Here is a 19,043-nt window from a genome sequence, read left to right as displayed (position 1 = left end):
CAGATCTGGCCCTATCGCTGGCAAGCCAGCTCCCACAGGGGATCTCCACAAGCCTCGAAATCTTCTATTAGTACCCACCGGTTATAGCCAAAACCAATCATCAACATCATTTTTGCCAATGAGCATTGATCGGCTCTATTGGCTAGGATTTCTCCATCAAGTTTTTCCAACCCTGAAGGAGCGATACCGATGCCAATCATCAACAGCCAGGTCAAACCGTTCAACGCAACCGCTTACCACAACGGCAACTTCGTTCAGGTCTCCGACGCCGATCTGAAAGGCAAGTGGTCCGTGGTGTTCTTCTACCCAGCCGACTTCACCTTCGTGTGCCCGACCGAGCTGGGCGACCTGGCCGACAACTACGCCGAGTTCCAGAAACTGGGCGTGGAAATCTACGGCGTGTCCACCGACACCCACTTCACCCACAAAGCCTGGCACGACACTTCCGACACCATCGGCAAGATCCAGTACCCACTGATCGGCGACCCGACCCACGTCATTTCGCGCAACTTCGACGTGCTGATCGAAGAAGCCGGCCTCGCTGACCGCGGCACCTTCGTGATCAACCCGGAAGGCCAGATCAAGATCGTCGAGCTGAACGACGGCGGTGTCGGCCGTGACGCCAGCGAGCTGCTGCGCAAGGTCAAGGCTGCCCAGTACGTCGCTGCCCACCCAGGCGAAGTCTGCCCGGCCAAGTGGAAAGAAGGCGAAGCCACCCTGGCGCCATCGCTGGACCTGGTCGGCAAGATCTAAGCCGGTCATGACGAAGTCGAGGGCGGTCATCCGCACCTGATTGCAGTACCCGCCCCGCACAAACGCCCGGGCGCTTTCGCCCGGGCGTTTGCATTTATAGAGATTGAAAAAAGGAATCGCCCGTATGTTGGACGCCACGCTTAAAACTCAGTTGAAAGCCTACCTGGAACGGGTCACTCAGCCGATCGAGATCGTCGCCTCCCTCGATGACGGCGCGAAGTCCCGCGAACTTCACGACCTGCTGCGCGAGATCGCCAGCCTGTCGAGCCTCATTACCCTGCGCGAGGATGGCACTGACGCCCGTGTCCCGTCGTTCTCGCTCAATCGCCCCAATGGCGAGATCAGCCTGCGCTTTGCCGGCATTCCCATGGGTCATGAATTCACCTCCCTGGTCCTGGCCCTGCTGCAGGTCGGCGGGCACCCGTCCAAGGCCAGCGCCGAGCTGATCGAACAGATCGCCGGGCTGGAAGGGGAATTCAATTTTGAAACCTACTTCTCGCTGTCCTGCCAGAACTGCCCGGACGTGGTCCAGGCGCTGAACCTGATGGCGGTGCTCAACCCCAACGTGCGCCATGTGGCCATCGACGGTGCGCTGTTCCAGGCCGAGGTCGAGTCGCGCCAGGTCATGGCGGTGCCGAGCGTGTACCTCAATGGTGAGGTCTTCGGCCAGGGCCGCATGGGCCTGGAAGAGATCGTCGCCAAGCTGGACACTGGCTCCAGTGCCCGTCAGGCCGACAAGCTGAACGCCAAGGACGCCTTCGACGTGCTGGTGATCGGTGGCGGTCCTGCCGGCGCCGCCGCGGCGATCTACGCAGCGCGCAAAGGCATCCGCACCGGTGTCGCGGCCGAGCGTTTCGGCGGCCAGGTGCTGGACACCATGGCCATCGAGAACTTCATCTCGGTGCAGGAAACCGAAGGCCCGAAACTGGCCACGGCGCTGGAAGAGCACGTCAAGCAATACGACGTCGACATCATGAACCTGCAGCGTGCCGACGCCCTGGTGCCGGCCACCGATGGCGGTCTGCACCAGGTGCGGATGAACAGCGGCGCGACACTCAAGGCCAGGACCGTGATCCTCGCCACCGGTGCCCGCTGGCGCGAAATGAATGTTCCGGGCGAGAAGGAATACCGCAGCCGTGGCGTGGCTTACTGCCCGCACTGCGACGGTCCGCTGTTCAAGGGCAAGCGCGTGGCAGTGATCGGCGGGGGCAACTCCGGCGTGGAAGCGGCCATCGACCTGGCCGGCATCGTCGCCCAGGTGACCCTGATCGAGTTCGACAGCCAGTTGCGCGCCGATGCCGTGCTGCAACGCAAGCTGCACAGCCTGCCGAACGTCAAGGTCATCACCAGCGCGCTGACCACCGAGGTGCTGGGTGACGGGCAGAAGGTCAACGGCCTGCGCTACAAGGACCGCACCACCGATGCCGAGCATGAGCTGGCGCTGGAAGGGATCTTCGTGCAGATCGGCTTGCTGCCGAATACCGACTGGCTGAAGGGTACCGTCGAGCTGACCCCGCGTGGCGAGATCATCGTCGATGCCAAGGGCCAGACCAATATCCCGGGGGTGTTCGCCGCAGGAGACGTGACCACCGTGCCGTACAAGCAGATCGTGATTGCGGTGGGTGAGGGGGCCAAGGCTTCGTTGGCGGCGTTCGATCACCTGATCCGCACCTCCGCACCAGCCTGAAGGGCCTCATCGCTGGCAAGCCAGCTCCCACAGGGATCGCGTACACCGCGGACCTGTGGGAGCTGGCTTGCCAGCGATGATCTCCCAGACAATAGAAATCCCGGCCAATGGACCGGGATTTTTCATTCTCCGCCGCCTTTAATGTGCCCCGGCAGCCTTGTTCAGATCACTCTCCTGCCACTCGGTATACACACAGGCATCCGCCACCGCCCAGCGCACTTTCACCTCATCGCCCGGCTTCATCGACATGCCGGCCGCCGATAGCGCCTTCACGGTCATCTGCGTACCGCCAGCCGTTACCACGGAGCAGGTCTGGCTCTCGCCGAGGAACAGCACCTCGCCGACCTTCGCCGTCACTTCGTTCCAGCCCGCTGGCAGTGCTTCCTGGGCAGCTTGCTCACGACTCAAGGCCAGCGCTTTCTCCGGCCGAACCATCAGCAACACTTCCTGCCCGTCGCTCACACCCGAGGTCAGACGCATCGCCACCGGCTGCCCTTCGAAGCTGGCCGCGCCATTGCCGTGGGCCTTCACCCGCAGGAAGTTCGAGTTCCCCAGGAACGACGCCACGAACGCATTCGGCGGATTCTGGTACAGGTCATACCCGGTCCCCAGGCCGACGATCTTGCCGTGGCTGAAGATCGCGATGCGCTGCGACAGGCGCATGGCTTCTTCCTGGTCATGGGTCACATAGACGATGGTGATCCCCAGTCGGCGATGCAACTGGCGCAGTTCATCCTGCAGGTCTTCACGCAGTTTCTTGTCCAGCGCGCCCAGCGGTTCGTCCATCAGCAAAATGCGTGGCTCGTAGACCAGCGCCCGGGCGATCGCCACGCGCTGTTGCTGACCACCGGACAGTTGCGCCGGGCGCCGATGGGCGAACTTGTCCAGTTGCACCAGCTTGAGCATCGCATCCACCTGCTTGTCGCGCTCGGCGGCGCTGCGTTTGCGGATGGCCAGGGGGAAGGCGATGTTGTCGCGCACCGAGAGGTGCGGGAACAGCGAGTAACGCTGGAACACCATGCCGATATCACGCTTGTGCGGCGGTACGTTGACCAGCGATTGCCCGCTGACCAGGATCTCGCCGCTGCTCGGCGTTTCGAAGCCGGCCAGCATCGACAGGGTGGTACTTTTGCCCGAGCCGCTGGAGCCGAGGAAGGTCAGGAACTCTCCGTCCTGGATCTCCAGGTTGATGTTGTCCACCGCGGCGAAGTCGCCGTAGTGCTTGTTCAGGTTGCGCAGGCTGACGAGGGTCTTGGCCTGGGCGGCATCTTTGATCACTGCACTCATTATTGTTCTCCGGGCGCTCAGGCGCTGACTTCGTTGCGCCGGCGCAGAGCGGCGGCGATCACCATGACCAAAACCGACAGGCCGATCAGCAGCGTCGAGGCGACGGCGATCACCGGTGTCAGGTCCTGACGCAGGGTGGTCCACATTTTCACGGGGAGGGTCTGCAGGTTGGGGCTGGCCATCATCACGCTCAGCACCACTTCATCCCAGGAGACCAGGAAGGCGAACAGCGCGCCGGCGATCATCCCCGGGCGGATCGCCGGGAAGGTCACCTTGAACACCGCCTGCAGGCGCGAGGCGCCGCAGATCACCGCGGCATCCTCGATCGACTGGTCGAACAGCTTCAGCGAGTTGATGATCGAGATGATGGTGAAGGGCAGGGCGACGATCACGTGGCTGACCACGAAGGAAAACAGCGTGCCGGTCCAGCCCAGCTTGAGGAACAGCGCGTACACCGCCACGGCGATGATCACCAGCGGCACGATCATCGGCAGGGTGAACAGGCCGTAGAGCATTTCACGGCCTGGGAAGCGCCCGCGCACCAGGGCGAAGGCGGTGGGCAGGCCCAGGGCCACGGCGCAGATCGTGGTCAGGACCGCGACCTTGAGGCTGGCCAGGGCCGCGTCCATCCACTCGGCATTGGAGAAGAACTGGCCGTACCACTTCAGGGTCCAGCCCGGTGGCGGGAACACCAGCCACTGGGACGAACCGAACGACAGCAACACGATGAACACGATCGGCAACAGCAGGAACAGCGCGATCAGCCCGGTGGTGGTGTAGAGCCCGAAACGCATGCGCCGGCTCATGGCATTGGGGGTCAGGAGCATGGTCGCTTACCTCGCGTTGCCAACCGGGGATTCCGGTTGCAGCTTCAGATAGAAGTAGAACAGCACCAGGGTGATCATGATCAGCAACGCCGCGGCGGCGCTGGCCAGGCCCCAGTTGAGGAACGACTGCACCTGCTGGACGATGAATTCCGGCAACATCATGTTCTGCGCGCCGCCGAGCAGGGCCGGGGTCACGTAGTAGCCGAGGGACATCACGAAGACCATAAGGGCCCCCGAGAACAGGCCCGAGCGGCACAGCGGCAGGAACACCTTGAAGAAGTTGGTCCAGGGGCTGGCGCCGCAGATGGAACCGGCCTGCAGGACCATCGGGTCGATGGCCTGCATGGTCGCCTGCAGCGGCAGGACGATGAACGGAATCATGATGTAGCTCATGCCGATCACCACGCCGGTGAGGTTATGCACCATCTCCAGCGGGGCATCGATGATACCCATGGCCATCAACGCCTTGTTGATCACACCTGACGCCTGCAGCAGCACCAGCCAGGAGTAGGTCCGCGCCAGCAGGCTGGTCCACATCGACAGCAGCACGATGTTCAGCAGCCAGCGGCCCCAGCCGCGGGGTACCAGGGTGATCGCCCAGGCCAGCGGGAAGCCGAGCAGCACGCTGATCAGGGTGACCAGGCCGGCCACCGAGAAGGTGTTGAACAGCACCCGGGCATAGGCCGAGTTGGCGAACAGTTGCTCGTAGTTGCCCAGCCCCGGCACCGGTTCCAGCACGCCGCGCAGCAGCAGGCCGATCAGTGGCGCGAAGAAGAACAACCCGAGGAACAGCAGGGCCGGCAGCAGGTTGCGGCTGCCGCGCCAGCGCTGGCGCAGGGTGGGCGAATGGCTCATGGCCGCTCCCTGGGCGCCGGTACCGCTGGCACCGGTCGCCGATTGCAAGGCGTTGATGGCGACTTTCATTTGACCAGCCACTCATTCCAGCGGGTAGCGATTGCCGGACCGTTCTTCGCCCAGTAGGCGAAGTCCAGGGTGACCTGTTCCTGAGCGTAGGCGGTAGGCAGGTTCGGTGCGAGTTCAGGCTTGAGCAGGCTGACCGAATCCAGGTTCACCGGGGCGTAGGCGGTCTGGTTGGCGAACTCGGCCTGGCCCTGGGCGCTGGCGGCGTTGGCCAGGAACTTCATGGCCGCGTCCTTGTTCTTCGCGCCTTTCGGTACCACAAGGAAGTCGGCCATGACCAGGTTCTGCTTCCAGCTCACGCCGACCGGTGCGCCGTCCTGTTGCAGGGCGTAGACCCGGCCGTTCCAGAACTGTCCGAGGGTTGCCTCGCCGGAGGCCAGCAGTTGCTGGGACTGGGCGCCGCCGCCCCACCAGACGATGTCTTTCTTGATGGTGTCGAGTTTCTTGAAGGCGCGGTCCAGGTCCAGCGGGTAGAGCTTGTCGGCCGGCACGCCGTCGGCCAGCAGGGCCAGTTCCAGCACGCCGGGGCTAGGCCATTTGTACAGGGCGCGTTTGCCGGGATAGGTCTTGGTGTCGAACAGCGCGGACCAGTCCTGGGGCTTGTTGCCGCCCAGCTTGCCTTCGTTGAAGCCGAGGACGAAGGAGAAGAAGAACGAACCTACGCCGTGGTCGGAAACGAAGCGGGGGTCGATGCGGTCGCGCTTGATGGTGTTGAAATCGAGAGGTTCGAGCAGGCCTTCGGCGGCGGCACGCAGGGCGAAGTCGGCTTCGACGTCGACCACGTCCCACTGCACGTTGCCGCTCTCGACCATGGCCTTGAGTTTGCCGTAGTCGGTAGGGCCGTCCTGGACGACCTTGATATTGGTGCTCTTGGAGAAGGGCTCGGCCCATGCGGCTTTCTGCGCGTCCTGGGTCGTACCGCCCCAGCTGACGAAGTTGAGGCTGTCGGCGGCCTGGGCGGCCTGACATGCCAGGGTCAGCAGGCTGGCGGACAGCACTGCGGTTACACGTTTGCTCAATTGCATGGTTACGCCCTCGTTGCTTTTGTTATTCGAGGCGGGCTTTCTGGTGCCCGCCAATCTAGTTCGGGGAGCAGCTTTTACAAAGTGTGGTGGCCGTTTGTGATTGTAGGTGCCGGCCTGCAGTTTTTAAGGTCTACGGGATATCATATTATGGTATTCCAAACTTTTGGCAAGAGGGATGGGGCGACCGGCCATCACTCGGGGGCTGTTTTCTGGTTTGGGGTCTTGTGGTGGAGCTGAGGGCCTCATCGCTGGCAAGCCAGCTCCCACAGGTATTGTTGTGGGAGCTGGCTTGCCAGCGATGAGGCCGGTACAGGCAATGAAGACGTCGAGCCTTAGCCCAGCATTCCTTCTTCAAAAGGAATGCTCTGCACCACCTCCAGGTCATACCCGGTCAACCCGGCATATTTCAGCGGCGGGCCTAGATGGCGCAGCTTGCCCACGCCCAGGTCCTGGAGGATCTGTGCGCCGGTCCCGACCTCGGAGTAGGTCCTGGTGGTCCCACGCTGATACGGCCGTGGCGGCTGGGTCAGGTGCGGTACCCGCTCCAGCAGGGCCTGCGACGATTCATGGTTGGCCAGAATCACCACCACCCCGGCACCCTCGGCCGCGACCTTCTGCAAGGCCGCCCACAGGGTCCAGTTCGCCGGCCCGGCATATTCGGCGCCAACCAGGTCACGCAGCGGATCGATCACATGCACCCGCACCAGGGTCGGCTGTTCGCGACGGATATCGCCCATGACCATGGCCATGTGCACGCCGCCTTCGATACGGTCTTCGTAGGTCACCAGACGGAAGGTCCCGTGCACCGTCGGCAGTTCCCGCTCGCCGATGCGCTTGACCGTCTGCTCGGTGCTCAGGCGGTAGTGGATCAGGTCGGCGATGGTGCCGATCTTGATGCCGTGCCTGGCGGCGAAGATCTCCAGGTCCGGACGCCGGGCCATGGTGCCGTCATCGTTCAGCACCTCGACGATCACCGAAGCCGGGGAGAAGCCCGCCAGTCGGGCCAGGTCGCAACCGGCCTCGGTATGCCCGGCGCGGGTCAGCACGCCGCCTTCGCGGGCACGCAGGGGGAAGATGTGTCCCGGCTGGACCAGGTCTTCCGCCCTGGCATCCGGCGCCACCGCGGCGGCCACGGTGCAGGCGCGGTCGGCGGCGGAAATCCCGGTGGTCACCCCGCGCGCCGCTTCGATGGACACGGTAAACGCCGTGCTGAAGGCGCTGCCATTGGCCGGCACCATCTGCTCCAGGCCCAGGCGCTGGCAGTGATCGTCGGTCAGGGTCAGGCAGATCAGGCCACGGGCCTCGCGGGCCATGAAGCTGATGGCGGCGGCGTCGCAACGCTCGGCGGCGATCAGCAGGTCGCCTTCGTTTTCACGGTCTTCGTCGTCCACCAGCAGGACCATCTTGCCCTGGCGATAGTCTTCGAGGATTTCTTCGATGGTGTTGAAAGCCATGCTGCGCGCTCACTATCTATGGTTCGGTAAAAATTATGGTATACCATAATACGAATTAACCCGGTAAGAGGAGCTTGACCCATGAAGGCCTACTGGATTGCCCATGTCGATGTGACCGATCCGCAGCAATATCAGCAGTACACCCAGCGCGCACCGGCGGCCTTCGCGGCATTCGGTGGCAAGTTGCTGGCCCGGGGCGGGCGCAGCGAGGCGATGGAAGGTCGAGCGACACCACAACGCAGTGTAGTGATCGAATTCGACTCGTATGAGCAGGCCGTCGCGTGCTATCGCTCGGCGCAGTATCAGGAAGCCTGCAGCCACCGGCAGGGGGTGGCCAAGGCTGAGGTGATCATTGTCGAAGGTTACGAGCCCTGAGCTTCAAGCTTTAAGCGGCAAGCTGTAAGTAATCGTGTTGGCAACGCGATCTGCTTTTGCTTGCCGCTTCTAGCTTGGAGCTTGCAGCTTCAGAAACCGGGCAGTTCGTGAGGGCGCAGGTCGAAGACCAGCACTTCGGCGTCCTCGCCCTTGCCCAGCTCGATGATCTGCTCCTGACGCAGGCGCACGCCATCGCCTTCGTTCAGTTGCAGGCCGTTGAGCTCGACGCTACCACGGGCCACGTGGACGTAGGCATTGCGCTCGGCCGGCAGCTTCAGCACGGCGCTTTCCTCACCGTCGAACAAACCGGCAAACACCCGCGCGTCCTGGCGGATCTGCAACGAGCCGTCGGCGCCGTCCGGCGAGATGATCAGCTTCAGCCGACCGCGTTTTTCCTCGCTGCTGTAGTTCGCCTGCTGGTAACGCGGCTCGGCACCGACCTCCGCCGGGACGATCCAGATCTGCAGGAAGTGCACCGGCTCGTCATGGGAGTGGTTGAACTCGCTGTGGGTCACGCCACGGCCCGCACTCATCAGTTGCACGTCGCCCGGGCGGATCACCGAGCCGGTGCCCATGCTGTCCTTGTGCTCCAGCGCGCCTTCCAGCACGTAGGAGAAGATCTCCATGTCGCGGTGCGGGTGCTGGCCAAAGCCCTTGCCCTCGCTGACCCGGTCATCGTTGATCACCAGCAGGTCGGAAAAGCCTTGCTCGGCCGGGTTGCGGTAGTGAGCGAAGGAAAAGGTGTGGAACGACTTCAGCCAGCCATGGTTGGCCAGGCCACGATCGGACGCTTTGCGCAGGGTCAGCATGATGTATCTCCTTGTCAGGTCGGGGTTGCGAAACGGCAACCGCGTTTCTATGGGGGTAGATTACTGTTTACCGGGCAAGGCAATAAGTAGATGACAACGGAATGACTGTCCCTTTCAAGTGGACAATGTCAGCGGGCTTTCCGCTTCGCTTGCAGGAAGGGTCATAATGCGTCGCACTGTTTTCCTGAATTGCGGTGATTCCCTTCGATGAAAAGCGTGGCCATGGTGCTGTTCCCGGATTTTCTCCTGCTCGACATGGCGGGGCCGCTGGAGGTGTTCTCCATTGCCAATCGCTACCTCAGGCCCGAGGAGCATTACCGGCTGACCACCCTGGGCGCGGTGCCGGGGGCGATTCGGGCGTCGAATGGGGTGAACGTGCTGCCGGACGCGGTCATCGACCCCGAAAAGGGGCGCTGGGACCTGCTGCTGGTGCCGGGCGGGCCGGGGGCCTACAACGAGATCTGTCCGCCGTTGAGCCTGTGGCTGGAGGATGTGGCCGAGCGCGCCGTCTGCTACGGCTCGATCTGCACCGGTGCCTTTATTCTCGGCCACGCTGGACTGCTCGACGGTTATCGCTCGACCACCCACTGGCACTACACCGAGCGCTTGATCAAGGCGTTCCCGAAGACCCAGGTGGAGACCGACCAGATTTTTGTCCGTGATCGCCAACTGATCACCTCCGGCGGCGTGACGGCGGGCATCGACCTGGCCCTGGCGGTGGTTGCCGAGGATCACGGCAAGAAGGTTGCCCAGGACGTGGCCAAGGTGCTGCTGGTGGTGATGAAGCGCCAGGGCGGCCAGGCGCGGTTCAGTCCGCTGGCGGGGGAGGTGGCCAAGGAAGAGACGCCGATTACCCGAGTGCAGAACCATGTGCTGGAGCACCTTGATGAGTCATGGGGGATCGAGCGCATGGCGGCGCTGGCGGCCATGAGCCCGCGGCATTTTTCCCGGGTGTTCTTGCGCGAGGTGAACATGACGCCGATGGCGTTTTTGCAGAACGCGCGGATCGACCGGGCGCGGGCGTTGCTGGAGAGCGAGGACCTGCCGTTGAAGACGGTGGCCTGGCGTAGCGGGTTTGGCAGTGTGCGGTATATGCGGCAGGTGTTCAGTGAAAGGCTGGGGGTCACCCCCAGCGAATACCGCGAACAATTCGGCTAGGAGCAGTATCAAGAGCCGATCGCGGACCCTGTGGGAGCTGGCTTGCCAGCGATAGCTGTAGTGAATTCACCATCGCAATCGCTGGCAAGCCAGCTCCCACAGGGTCCGCGGTCGGCCCTAACGAAAGAGGGGCGCCTTCTCAGGCGCCCCTCTTTTTCACGCAGCGGACTGTATCAAGCCCACGGACGATCACCGTTCTCGTCCTTGATCCGGGTCGGCAGACCCATCACATCAAGGGCGTGCAGGAACGGCTCGGCCGGCAGTTCCTCGACGTTGACCATGCGCGCGACATCCCACTGGCCACGGGCGACCAGCAGGGCCGCAGCCACGGGCGGTACACCGGCGGTGTAGGAGATGCCCTGGCTGTCGGTCTCGGCGTAGGCTTCTTCGTGGTCGGCCACGTTGTAGATGAAGACTTCGCGCGGCTGGCCATCCTTGGTGCCCTTGACCAGGTCACCGATGCAGGTCTTGCCGGTGTAGCCCGGCGCCAGCGAGGACGGATCCGGCAGCACGGCCTTGACCACTTTCAACGGCACCACTTCCAGGCCTTCGGCGGTCTTCACCGGTTGCTCGGAGAGCAGGCCGAGGTTCTTCAGCACGGTGAACACATTGATGTAGTGCTCGCCGAAGCTCATCCAGAAACGCACGTTGGGCACGTCGAGGTTCTTCGACAGCGAGTGCACTTCATCGTGGCCGGTGAGATAGAGGTTCTGCGAGCCGACCACCGGCAGGTCGTCGGTACGCTTCACTTCGAACATGGTGTTGCTGGTCCACTGGCTGTTCTGCCAGCTCCACACCTGCCCGGTGAATTCACGGAAGTTGATTTCCGGATCGAAGTTGGTGGCGAAGTACTTGCCGTGCGAGCCGGCATTGACGTCGAGGATGTCGATCGAGTCGATGCGGTCGAAGTACTGTTGCTTCGCCAACGCCGCATAGGCGTTGACCACACCCGGGTCGAAGCCGACACCGAGAATGGCGGTAATGTTCTTCTGCTGGCATTCCTCGAGGTGTTTCCACTCGTAGTTGCCATACCAGGGCGGGGTTTCGCAGATCTTGCCCGGTTCTTCGTGGATCGCGGTGTCCAGGTAGGCGACACCGGTATCGATGCAGGCACGCAGCACCGACATGTTGAGGAAGGCGGAACCGACGTTGATGACGATCTGCGATTCGGTCTCGCGGATCAACGCCTTGGTCGCCTCGACATCGAGTGCATTGAGCGAGAAGGCCTGGATGTCGGCGGGTACCTTGAGGCTACCCTTGGCCTTGACGCTGTCGATGATGGCCTGGCATTTGGAGATGTTCCGCGACGCAATTGCAATACGACCGAGTTCGTCGTTGTGCTGCGCGCACTTGTGGGCCACCACCTTGGCGACACCTCCTGCACCAATGATAAGAACGTTCTTCTTCAATTCTCTATCTCTCCTTATCTGCCAGCTCAGGAAAGGCTGGACAGGTAGTCTTCGAAACCGAACTCACGAACCACCTCGACGCTACCGTCGAGTTGTTTCACTACGATGGACGGCATTTTCAGGCCGTTGAACCAGTTTTTCTTGACCATGGTGTAGCCCGCTGCGTCGATGAACGACAGCCGATCGCCGATGGTCAGCGGACGATCGAATTGGTACTCGCCGAAGATGTCGCCGGCCAGGCACGATTTGCCGCAGACCATGTAGGTGTGCTCGCCATCGTTGGGGGCCATCTTGGCGTTGAGACGGTAGATCAGCAGGTCGAGCATGTGCGCTTCGATCGAGCTGTCGACCACGGCCAGGTGCTTGCCGTTGAACAGGGTGTCGAGCACGGTCACTTCCAGCGAGGCGCTGTTGGTGATCGCCGCTTCGCCCGGCTCCAGGTAGACCTGCACGCCATAGGTTTCGGAGAACGACTTCAGGCGTGCGCAGAACGCATCCAGGGCATAGCCTTCGCCGGTGAAGTGGATGCCGCCGCCGAGGCTGACCCATTCGACCTTGTGCAGCAGGTGGCCGAAGCGTTCCTCGATGGTCCCGAGCATCTTGTCGAACAGCGCGAAATCGCCGTTCTCGCAGTTGTTGTGGAACATGAAGCCGGAGATCTGCTCGATCACCGCTTCGACCTTGACCGGGTCCCACTCGCCGAGGCGGCTGAACGGGCGGGCCGGGTCGGCCAGCAGGTAGTCGGAGCTGCTCACCTGCGGGTTGACCCGCAGACCGCGGACCTTGCCCTCGGACGCCTCGGCGAAGCGCTGCAGCTGGCCGATGGAGTTGAAGATGATCTTGTCGCAGTTGGCGAGCATCTCTTCGATCTCGTCGTCGGCCCAGGCCACGCTGTAGGCGTGGGTCTCGCCCTCGAACTTCTGGCGACCGAGCTTGAGCTCGTAGAGCGAGGACGAAGTGGTGCCGTCCATGTACTGCTGCATCAGGTCAAACACCGACCAGGTGGCGAAGCACTTGAGTGCCAGCAAGGCCTTGGCCCCGGAGTTCTCGCGCACGTAGGCGATCTTTTCCAGGTTGCTCAGCAGCTTGGTTTTGTCGATGAGGTAGTACGGGGTCTGGATCACTTATAAGGCTCCGGGTAGGCCAGCCAAAAAAAGAGCCGCATTGTGCCCGTACTCGATACATATCGAAAGGGCGGGATGCGCTTTTGGCGGTGTCAATGGCTGGGACGCGCACGGCGGTGGCGTTTTGCCGGTTAACGGGTTGCAAAATGTTACGCGAGGTAGGAGGAGGGTGGGGTGACCGTCGGGAAGGTCATCGGGGTCTGTGCTATCTAGCCCGCGATTGTGTGAAAGGCGCAAGCGAGGTGGATGAATATTGGGTTAAGCCACGTCCTTGTGGCTCATTGTCAGCAGTCGGCTCACAGCACGATCCACCCGCCCACCAGACCGGCCAGCGCCACCAGCGCACCCAGCACTACCACGGCAAATACCAGCTTCTCCGCGCCGCTGAAGGCCGCCACGCCCTGTTCGTGCCGGGCCTTGAGATACAGCAGCGTTCCCGGCCCGTAGATCAATGCCGATAGGAGCAGGTACTTCAGCCCGCCCGCCAGCACCATCAGCACGGCATAGGCCGTGGCCAGCAGGGCGATCAGCAGGTCCCGTCCGCGTCCGGCGCCGTTTTCGTAGGTATCGCCACTGCGCGCCAGTTTCACCGCATAGGCTGCCACCAGCAGGTAGGGGATCAAGGTCAGCGAACTGGTCAGCTCCAGGGCCAGGGTAAACGCTGCCTCGGTGAAGAAGGTCAGGACCAGGAACAACTGCACGAACAGCGTGGTCAGCCACAGCGCGGCGCTGGGCACGCCATGGGCGTTCTCCCGGGTCAGCAGCGCCGGCATGGCCTTGTCGTGGGCGGCGGCATGCAGCACCTCGCAGGCCAGCAGGGTCCAGGAGAGGAAGGCACCCAGCACCGAAATGATCAGGCCGATACTGATGAAGATCGCTCCCCAGCGTCCGACGATCATCTCCAGCACCCCGGCCATGGATGGCTGGCGCAGCGCCGCCAGCTCCGGACGCAGCAGCACGCCGTAGCTGAGCAGGGTGATCAGGATCAGCAGGCACAGCACCCCGACGAAGCCCAGCACCGTGGCCACGCCGACATCCCTGGGATTGCGCGCATAACGGGAATACACACTGGCGCCCTCGATCCCGAGGAACACGAACACCGTCACCAGCATGGTGCTGCGCACCTGCTCGAACAGCGACTCCTGTGGCGCCATCACCAGCTCGGCCGCGGCATGGCCGATGCGCCCGTAGTCGTCCAGGTGGGCCAGGTCCGGATCGGGGGTGATCGCCGCGTGGGTCCCCCAGAAGTTCAGCACGAACAGCTCACGGTCGAAGGCCACGGCCACGAGGATGATGAACACCAGGATCGGGATCATCTTCGCCACCGTGGCGATGGTATTGATCACCGCGGCCTCCTGGACGCCCCGCAGCACCAGCAGGTGAAAGCCCCACAGCAGCAGCGAGGACACGCCGATGGCGATCACTGTATTGCCGTCGCCGAACACCGGAAAGAACGCGCCCAGGGTCGATTTGATCAGGATGAAGTAGGACACGTTGCCGATGCAGGTCCCGGCCCAGAAGCCGAAGGCCGAGGCGAAGCCCAGATAATTGCCGAAACCGGCGCGGGCGTAGGCGTAGATCCCCGAGTCCAGGTCCGGCTTGCGCTGGGCCAGGGTCTGGAACACGAAGGCCAGCATCAGCATCCCGGAGCCGGCGATCAACCAGGCGATGATCGCCCCGAAACCACCGCTGGCGCGGCCGAAGGTGGCGGGCAGGGAGAAGATCCCGGCGCCGATCATCGAGCCCACGACCAGGGCGGTCAGGGCGCCGACGCTGAGTTTTCCATCGGTGGGGGAGCTCATCGAACCTTCCTTGGTGTTGGGGCGGGAGTCGATGAGTGAAGACGGTGAGGGGCGATTGTGCCAGTGGGGAGGGTTGGAGGTGATGAAAGTAAAGCCGGCTGCGTAGGTGCAGCCGGCTTTGCTGGGGTTATCGACTGTGGTTTGTCTCAGGTGTGGCGCTGATGCAGTCTCGGATGCTTGGGCCTATGTAAATCATCCCGGAGTAAACCGCTCCTGACCTGTTCCAACTGATACGGTCACTTGAGAACTCAAGGTCGTATATCTCACTTTCTCCTATCAGTTCGCCGCTATGGTTATCGTACAGTCGATAGAATCCTGGCAGTCCCCAACCGGTAAACCACCGAGGCGAAATGTCCTCGTTGGGATCGGACTTTGGATAAAAAATGTCTGGAAGAATCCAGAATGGCCTGAAACTTCGGATGCTCATGCATCCGTCAGGGCTCGACTCGGCGTATGCAACTTCAGTCGCGAGGCCTTTTTCCCACGATTTAGAAGCAAGCCAGGCTCCAACTATTATTGTGCTGGCCAACAGAGTGCACTTAACCCACTGGGTGGTCTTGGGCTTGAGGTGGCTGATGTCTCGCAAGCAATATGGTCCGGATGGTGTATTTAAATTTTAACTCCAAGCCGGCCTTTACAGCCGGCTTGGAGCGTTATGGTGAAGTTATTCCGGCAGTGTTTGTTGACGGCCAGTACAATCTCGGATGCTTGGGCCGACGTAGGTCATGCCTACCCATACGCCTCCGGCTCGATCCCAACTCAGCCTTCCTCCAGAGAATGCGAGGTCATAAATTACAGTTTCACCAATCAACTGATTATTGTAGTTGTCGTATAGACGATAGAAACCCGGGACCTCCCAAAAGTGAAACCATCTTGGTTTCGCTGCCTCATGGGGCGCTAGTTCACGATGGAATATATCGGGCAGCAGCCAAAATGGCTTGAAGGTCTGAATGCGAGAGCAGCCATTGGGACTATTTTCGGCGTCGTCGATTGGCGAAGCGAGGCCTTTCTCCCACCACTCGAAAGAAAACCACAGTGCGGAAATCGCAACGCCAAAAATGGCTGCCACCCTCCAAGGGTTTTTCAAGTTATCTCCCCCAAGTCAATGGTTAAATTGGAGTCTCTCCAGAGAATCTCAGAGTAGAGCACGTAATCGCCGCCCATCCCGGTTTTGTTTCTGTAGCTTCTGAAGTCATTATTCGTGACAAGGGCGAATTCATCATTGGCCCATTTGTAGATGGATTGTCCGCTTGGTACGCTGGCTCGCATCATTTCTTTCTTGGTTAGAACTCGATCGCCTGTCCATATTCCCAAGAATTGAGTGCCGTTGAAATCATAATGGTCGCGGATGTAAAAGCCGATACGCTCCACCTGAGAGTAACTGTGTGGTCTTTGTGTTTTTGGATTTTCTTTAGCGAGGGTCTTTCCAATTACCCCAATCTTCAATGTGGCGACTCCCAGAGCGCCGTACATGTCGTCAAGGGGATCTTCCGAGCTTCCGAGAGCGATAAAGTTAACTTGAGATGTTGCATCCATTTCTCGTGCTGAAAATCTGGAAGACCCCAGTGTCACGACACTGCCTTTGTGCCATCCGGCCTTTTCCAATAACTCTTTCAGTCGCTTTTGACAAAGGACACACCTCCCTCGATCTGGTAGGTCAAGCCAGTGACGCCACAGGTGACGCTGTCACCCTCGCGGGAATGTTTGATGCCCATCATCGTCATCAGCTTGTCGGAGCCGGTGACGACACCTCCACAGCTGGTCTTGTCGCCGAGGCGAATGAAATAGCCAACCATCGCGTTGTTTTCCTCTTGGCGGGGTAATCGGGTCGTACCCGAGTACCGGTAATGGCCTGCGCTGCGCTGTCAGATTTCTGAAGGCATGCAGGCCGACTGCCTGAGAATGGGGAGGATGCTTGGTGGGGTATGTAGGACGGATCTGAGTGATATAGAGGAATGCGCCTTATTTTCCTGATATCTCCAGAGTGCTGGCGCTGGGTGCGGAGTGCACAGTGGCCGATCCAGTTGAATCTCCTCGCACGGGCGATGGTCACAGGCACAACGACCATCGCATCGAGAGAGGTAGTCATGAGCAACGATGAACTGGAACGCGAAGTCCTGACCCGCCTGCTGCACGCGCATCCGGAGGGGCTGGGCAAGGAGATTCTCGACAACTACCGCGGCGAGAAAGCCGTGGCCGGGATGCTCAAGACCTTGCAGGAACGCAAGCTCATCCAGGGCCACCCGGTCAAGGTGGAGGAGCATGAACCGAGTGTCGAGTTCCCGATCAAGCTGACCAGTGCGGGGGTGGAGGCGGCGAAGCGGTTGGAGGGGGTGGAGTAAAGATCCAGAGCGCGACGCGTACTCTGTGGGAGCGGGTTCACCCGCGATTAGGGTAGTGAGTTCACCACCGCAATCGCGGGTGAACCCGCTCCCACAGGGTCCGTGTTGGGCTTTAGAGCTTAGGCGTACGCGGCGGAATCATCCGGCGGTTGCCGGTAGCCTCGAACGCCGCCCCCAGCTTCAGCAGGTTCGAATCGTCATAAGCCTTGCCGGCAAAGGTCAGGCCCACCGGCATGCCGATATCGGCCATCACGCCCATCGGCACGGTGACGGTCGGCACGCCCAGGTGACGGATCGCCAGGTTACCGTTGGCCACCCAGATGCCGTTGCTCCAGGCGATATCCGCCGATGCCGGGTTGACATCCGCATCTGCCGGGCCGACATCGGCCACGGTCGGGAACAACACGGCGTCCAGCCCTTGCGCGTCCATCCAGTCTTCCAGGTCCAGCTTGCGGGTCGCTTCCAGGCCGCGCAGGCCGTCCGGCACGGTGGGGATCTCGTTCCACGGGGTGATGCCGCGTCCGGCCATCTTCACGTACTCGTCCATGCCCGCTGCCAGGTCGCCTTCGCGGTTGGGCAGGGTGCCCGGGTCGTGCGGGAAGATCTTCGGCCCATCCACATCGACCAGGCGGTTCAGCTTCGGATCGCCATTGGCCTGCAGGAAGTCATCGAAGGCCCAGGCCGTCAGGTCCCAGAGTTCGTGGTGGAGGAATTCCTTGGAGACGATGCCGCGATTGAACACGGTCGGCGCGCCCGGTCGATCACCCTCGCAGTTGGATACCAGCGGGAAGTCCACCTCGATCACTTCGGCACCGGCCGCTTCAAGCGCCTGGCGGGCCTGTTTCCACAGGTCGATCACCGAAGCGCGGGTATTGATGCGCTGGCCGGTCGGGCCGCCGATACCCGGCGCTTCGGAGGTACCGGCGGCTTCGTCGGCATTGATATACATGCGCGGCACGCCGAGGCGCTTGCCGGCCAGGTCGCTGGCGCCCACGGCCAGTTCGGCATAGGAGGCCGGGCGCACCGAGGCCACGCTCGGGATCGGTACCCAGGGTTGCAGGCGCCACAGGTCGCCGCGGGTGTCGGTGTCCTCGGCGACCACCACATCCAGCACTTCCAGCAGGTCGGCCATGGTCCGCGCGTAGGGCACCACCACATCCATGGTCGGAGTCAGCGGCCAGTTGCCGCGTACCGAGATCACCCCGCGGGACGGGGTGTAGGCGCACAGGCCGTTGTTCGACGCCGGGCCACGACCGCTGGACCAGGTTTCCTCGGCCAGGCCGAAGGCGGAGAAGCTGGCGGCGGTGGCGGTACCGGCACCGTTGGACGAGCCGGAGGCGAATGGCGCGGTCAGGAAGGCGGCGTTGTACGGGCTTTCCGCACGGCCATAGACACCGCGCTGCATCCCGCCGTTGGCCATCGGCGGCATGTTGGTCTTGCCCAGGCAGATCGCCCCGGCAGCGCGCAGGCGCTCGATGGTGAAGGCGTCACGGTAGGCCACCAGATTGGCGAAGGCCGGGCTGCCGGAGGCGGCGGTCAGGCCCTTGACCAGGTAGCTGTCCTTGGCGGTGTAGGGAATGCCGTCCAGCGGGCCGAGGGTTTCACCGCGGGCGCGACGGGCATCCGAAGCTTCAGCTTCTTTCAAGGCCTCGGGGTTGCGCACCACCACCGCGTTCAATGCGGTCGGCGTGTCTGCGCCATCGTAGGCATCGATCCGGGCAAGGTAGGCCTTGACCAGCTCGACCGCCGTGGTCTGGCCGGACTCGAGCGCGGCACGCAGTTGGGCAATGGAAACTTCGGTGACCTCGATCATGCAGCTTGCTCCGGTGGCTGACAGGTAACAGGGAAGGGGATTCCCTCACGCAGGGACATCACGCTTTTCAAATTGTTTTCTCGTTGGATACCCCGTTGTGTGGTTTTACACAACGGCTAGGCCTAAAGCGGGTGATATTTTTAACACTTGGCGATCAACAAGGGAATGGGGCGCGATGCAAACCCAGTGATTTAGCCGATAGGCCGCACTGTATCCGTTGAGTGTGTAGAAAAATATGAACAGTCGATCGCCGTGTG

General features: G+C 61.9%; 18 protein-coding genes. 5 read left to right on the top strand and 13 right to left on the bottom strand.

The annotated features are described in order from the left end of the window. Nucleotides 1–189: 189 nt before the first annotated feature. Nucleotides 190–753: an alkyl hydroperoxide reductase subunit C gene (ahpC, locus tag AC2CQI_RS08565; protein ID WP_075803463.1), complete on the top strand. Its 564-nt coding sequence runs from the start codon at nucleotides 190–192 to the stop codon at nucleotides 751–753. A gap of 124 nt (nucleotides 754–877) precedes the next feature. Continuing rightward, nucleotides 878–2,440 carry an alkyl hydroperoxide reductase subunit F gene (ahpF, locus tag AC2CQI_RS08560; protein WP_075803462.1) on the top strand — a complete coding sequence of 521 codons (1,563 nt, stop codon included), beginning with the start codon at nucleotides 878–880 and terminating at the stop codon, nucleotides 2,438–2,440. Nucleotides 2,441–2,578: 138 nt separating this feature from the next. On the opposite strand, the gene AC2CQI_RS08555 is transcribed toward ahpF, so the two are convergent. The 5 genes from AC2CQI_RS08555 to ribBA all read right to left on the bottom strand — a co-directional run bounded on the left by AC2CQI_RS08555 (nucleotide 2,579) and on the right by ribBA (nucleotide 7,954). Further along, the gene (locus tag AC2CQI_RS08555; protein ID WP_075803461.1) at nucleotides 2,579–3,727 is read right to left on the bottom strand and encodes an ABC transporter ATP-binding protein; all 1,149 of its coding nucleotides are present in this window, start codon (nucleotides 3,725–3,727) and stop codon (nucleotides 2,579–2,581) included. A gap of 17 nt (nucleotides 3,728–3,744) precedes the next feature. Then, nucleotides 3,745–4,554 (bottom strand): ABC transporter permease, encoded by an 810-nt coding sequence (locus AC2CQI_RS08550; RefSeq protein ID WP_075803460.1) that lies wholly within the window; start codon nucleotides 4,552–4,554, stop codon nucleotides 3,745–3,747. Nucleotides 4,555–4,560: 6 nt separating this feature from the next. Next, entirely contained in the window at nucleotides 4,561–5,478 is a 918-nt protein-coding gene (locus tag AC2CQI_RS08545) for an ABC transporter permease (protein ID WP_075803459.1), read from the bottom strand. Beyond that, complete coding sequence (locus tag AC2CQI_RS08540) at nucleotides 5,475–6,500, bottom strand: ABC transporter substrate-binding protein (RefSeq protein WP_484579882.1); 1,026 nt, start codon at nucleotides 6,498–6,500, stop codon at nucleotides 5,475–5,477. Before AC2CQI_RS08540 ends, AC2CQI_RS08545 begins: the two co-directional genes overlap by 4 nt. A gap of 332 nt (nucleotides 6,501–6,832) precedes the next feature. Then, the gene (ribBA, locus tag AC2CQI_RS08535; protein ID WP_075803457.1) at nucleotides 6,833–7,954 is read right to left on the bottom strand and encodes a bifunctional 3,4-dihydroxy-2-butanone-4-phosphate synthase/GTP cyclohydrolase II; all 1,122 of its coding nucleotides are present in this window, start codon (nucleotides 7,952–7,954) and stop codon (nucleotides 6,833–6,835) included. An 81-nt stretch (nucleotides 7,955–8,035) separates the two neighbouring features. Between ribBA and AC2CQI_RS08530 the strand changes: the two genes are divergently transcribed. After that, entirely contained in the window at nucleotides 8,036–8,329 is a 294-nt protein-coding gene (locus AC2CQI_RS08530) for a DUF1330 domain-containing protein (RefSeq protein ID WP_009407104.1), read from the top strand. Nucleotides 8,330–8,418: 89 nt separating this feature from the next. Here AC2CQI_RS08530 and AC2CQI_RS08525 read toward each other — a convergent pair whose 3' ends face one another. Continuing rightward, on the bottom strand, nucleotides 8,419–9,138 hold the full coding sequence (locus AC2CQI_RS08525) for a pirin family protein (RefSeq protein WP_484579881.1): 720 nt from the start codon (nucleotides 9,136–9,138) through the stop codon (nucleotides 8,419–8,421). Between the two features lie 207 nt (nucleotides 9,139–9,345). Here AC2CQI_RS08525 and AC2CQI_RS08520 point away from each other — a divergent pair, with 207 nt between their 5' ends. Continuing rightward, nucleotides 9,346–10,296 carry a GlxA family transcriptional regulator gene (locus tag AC2CQI_RS08520; RefSeq protein ID WP_484579880.1) on the top strand — a complete coding sequence of 317 codons (951 nt, stop codon included), beginning with the start codon at nucleotides 9,346–9,348 and terminating at the stop codon, nucleotides 10,294–10,296. A 173-nt stretch (nucleotides 10,297–10,469) separates the two neighbouring features. Here the strand turns inward: AC2CQI_RS08520 and AC2CQI_RS08515 are convergent, their stop codons facing one another. The 6 genes from AC2CQI_RS08515 to AC2CQI_RS08490 form a co-directional block, all read right to left on the bottom strand. Continuing rightward, nucleotides 10,470–11,705, bottom strand: coding sequence for a saccharopine dehydrogenase family protein (locus AC2CQI_RS08515; protein WP_075803454.1), 1,236 nt, complete (start codon nucleotides 11,703–11,705; stop codon nucleotides 10,470–10,472). Nucleotides 11,706–11,731: 26 nt separating this feature from the next. Beyond that, a complete protein-coding gene (locus AC2CQI_RS08510; protein ID WP_075803453.1) occupies nucleotides 11,732–12,829 on the bottom strand; it encodes a carboxynorspermidine decarboxylase in 1,098 nt (365 codons plus the stop codon). A 296-nt stretch (nucleotides 12,830–13,125) separates the two neighbouring features. After that, nucleotides 13,126–14,631: an amino acid permease gene (locus AC2CQI_RS08505; protein WP_484579879.1), complete on the bottom strand. Its 1,506-nt coding sequence runs from the start codon at nucleotides 14,629–14,631 to the stop codon at nucleotides 13,126–13,128. 664 nt (nucleotides 14,632–15,295) lie between these two features. Then, a complete protein-coding gene (locus AC2CQI_RS08500; RefSeq protein WP_484579878.1) occupies nucleotides 15,296–15,718 on the bottom strand; it encodes a hypothetical protein in 423 nt (140 codons plus the stop codon). Beyond that, on the bottom strand, nucleotides 15,715–16,236 hold the full coding sequence (locus AC2CQI_RS08495; protein ID WP_484579877.1) for a DUF6402 family protein: 522 nt from the start codon (nucleotides 16,234–16,236) through the stop codon (nucleotides 15,715–15,717). Before AC2CQI_RS08495 ends, AC2CQI_RS08500 begins: the two co-directional genes overlap by 4 nt. 8 nt (nucleotides 16,237–16,244) lie before the next feature. Further along, nucleotides 16,245–16,427, bottom strand: coding sequence for a PAAR domain-containing protein (locus tag AC2CQI_RS08490; protein ID WP_484579876.1), 183 nt, complete (start codon nucleotides 16,425–16,427; stop codon nucleotides 16,245–16,247). A gap of 291 nt (nucleotides 16,428–16,718) precedes the next feature. On the opposite strand from AC2CQI_RS08490, the gene AC2CQI_RS08485 reads away from it, so the two are divergent. Beyond that, nucleotides 16,719–16,973, top strand: a complete 255-nt coding sequence (locus tag AC2CQI_RS08485) for a hypothetical protein (protein WP_075803448.1) — start codon at nucleotides 16,719–16,721, stop codon at nucleotides 16,971–16,973. Between the two features lie 112 nt (nucleotides 16,974–17,085). On the opposite strand, the gene AC2CQI_RS08480 is transcribed toward AC2CQI_RS08485, so the two are convergent. After that, on the bottom strand, nucleotides 17,086–18,786 hold the full coding sequence (locus AC2CQI_RS08480) for an amidase (protein WP_484579875.1): 1,701 nt from the start codon (nucleotides 18,784–18,786) through the stop codon (nucleotides 17,086–17,088). Nucleotides 18,787–19,043: the final 257 nt, after the last annotated feature.

Source organism: Pseudomonas sp. P2S-1 (assembly GCF_057197725.1).
This window is presented reverse-complemented; position numbering and strand designations above follow the sequence as displayed.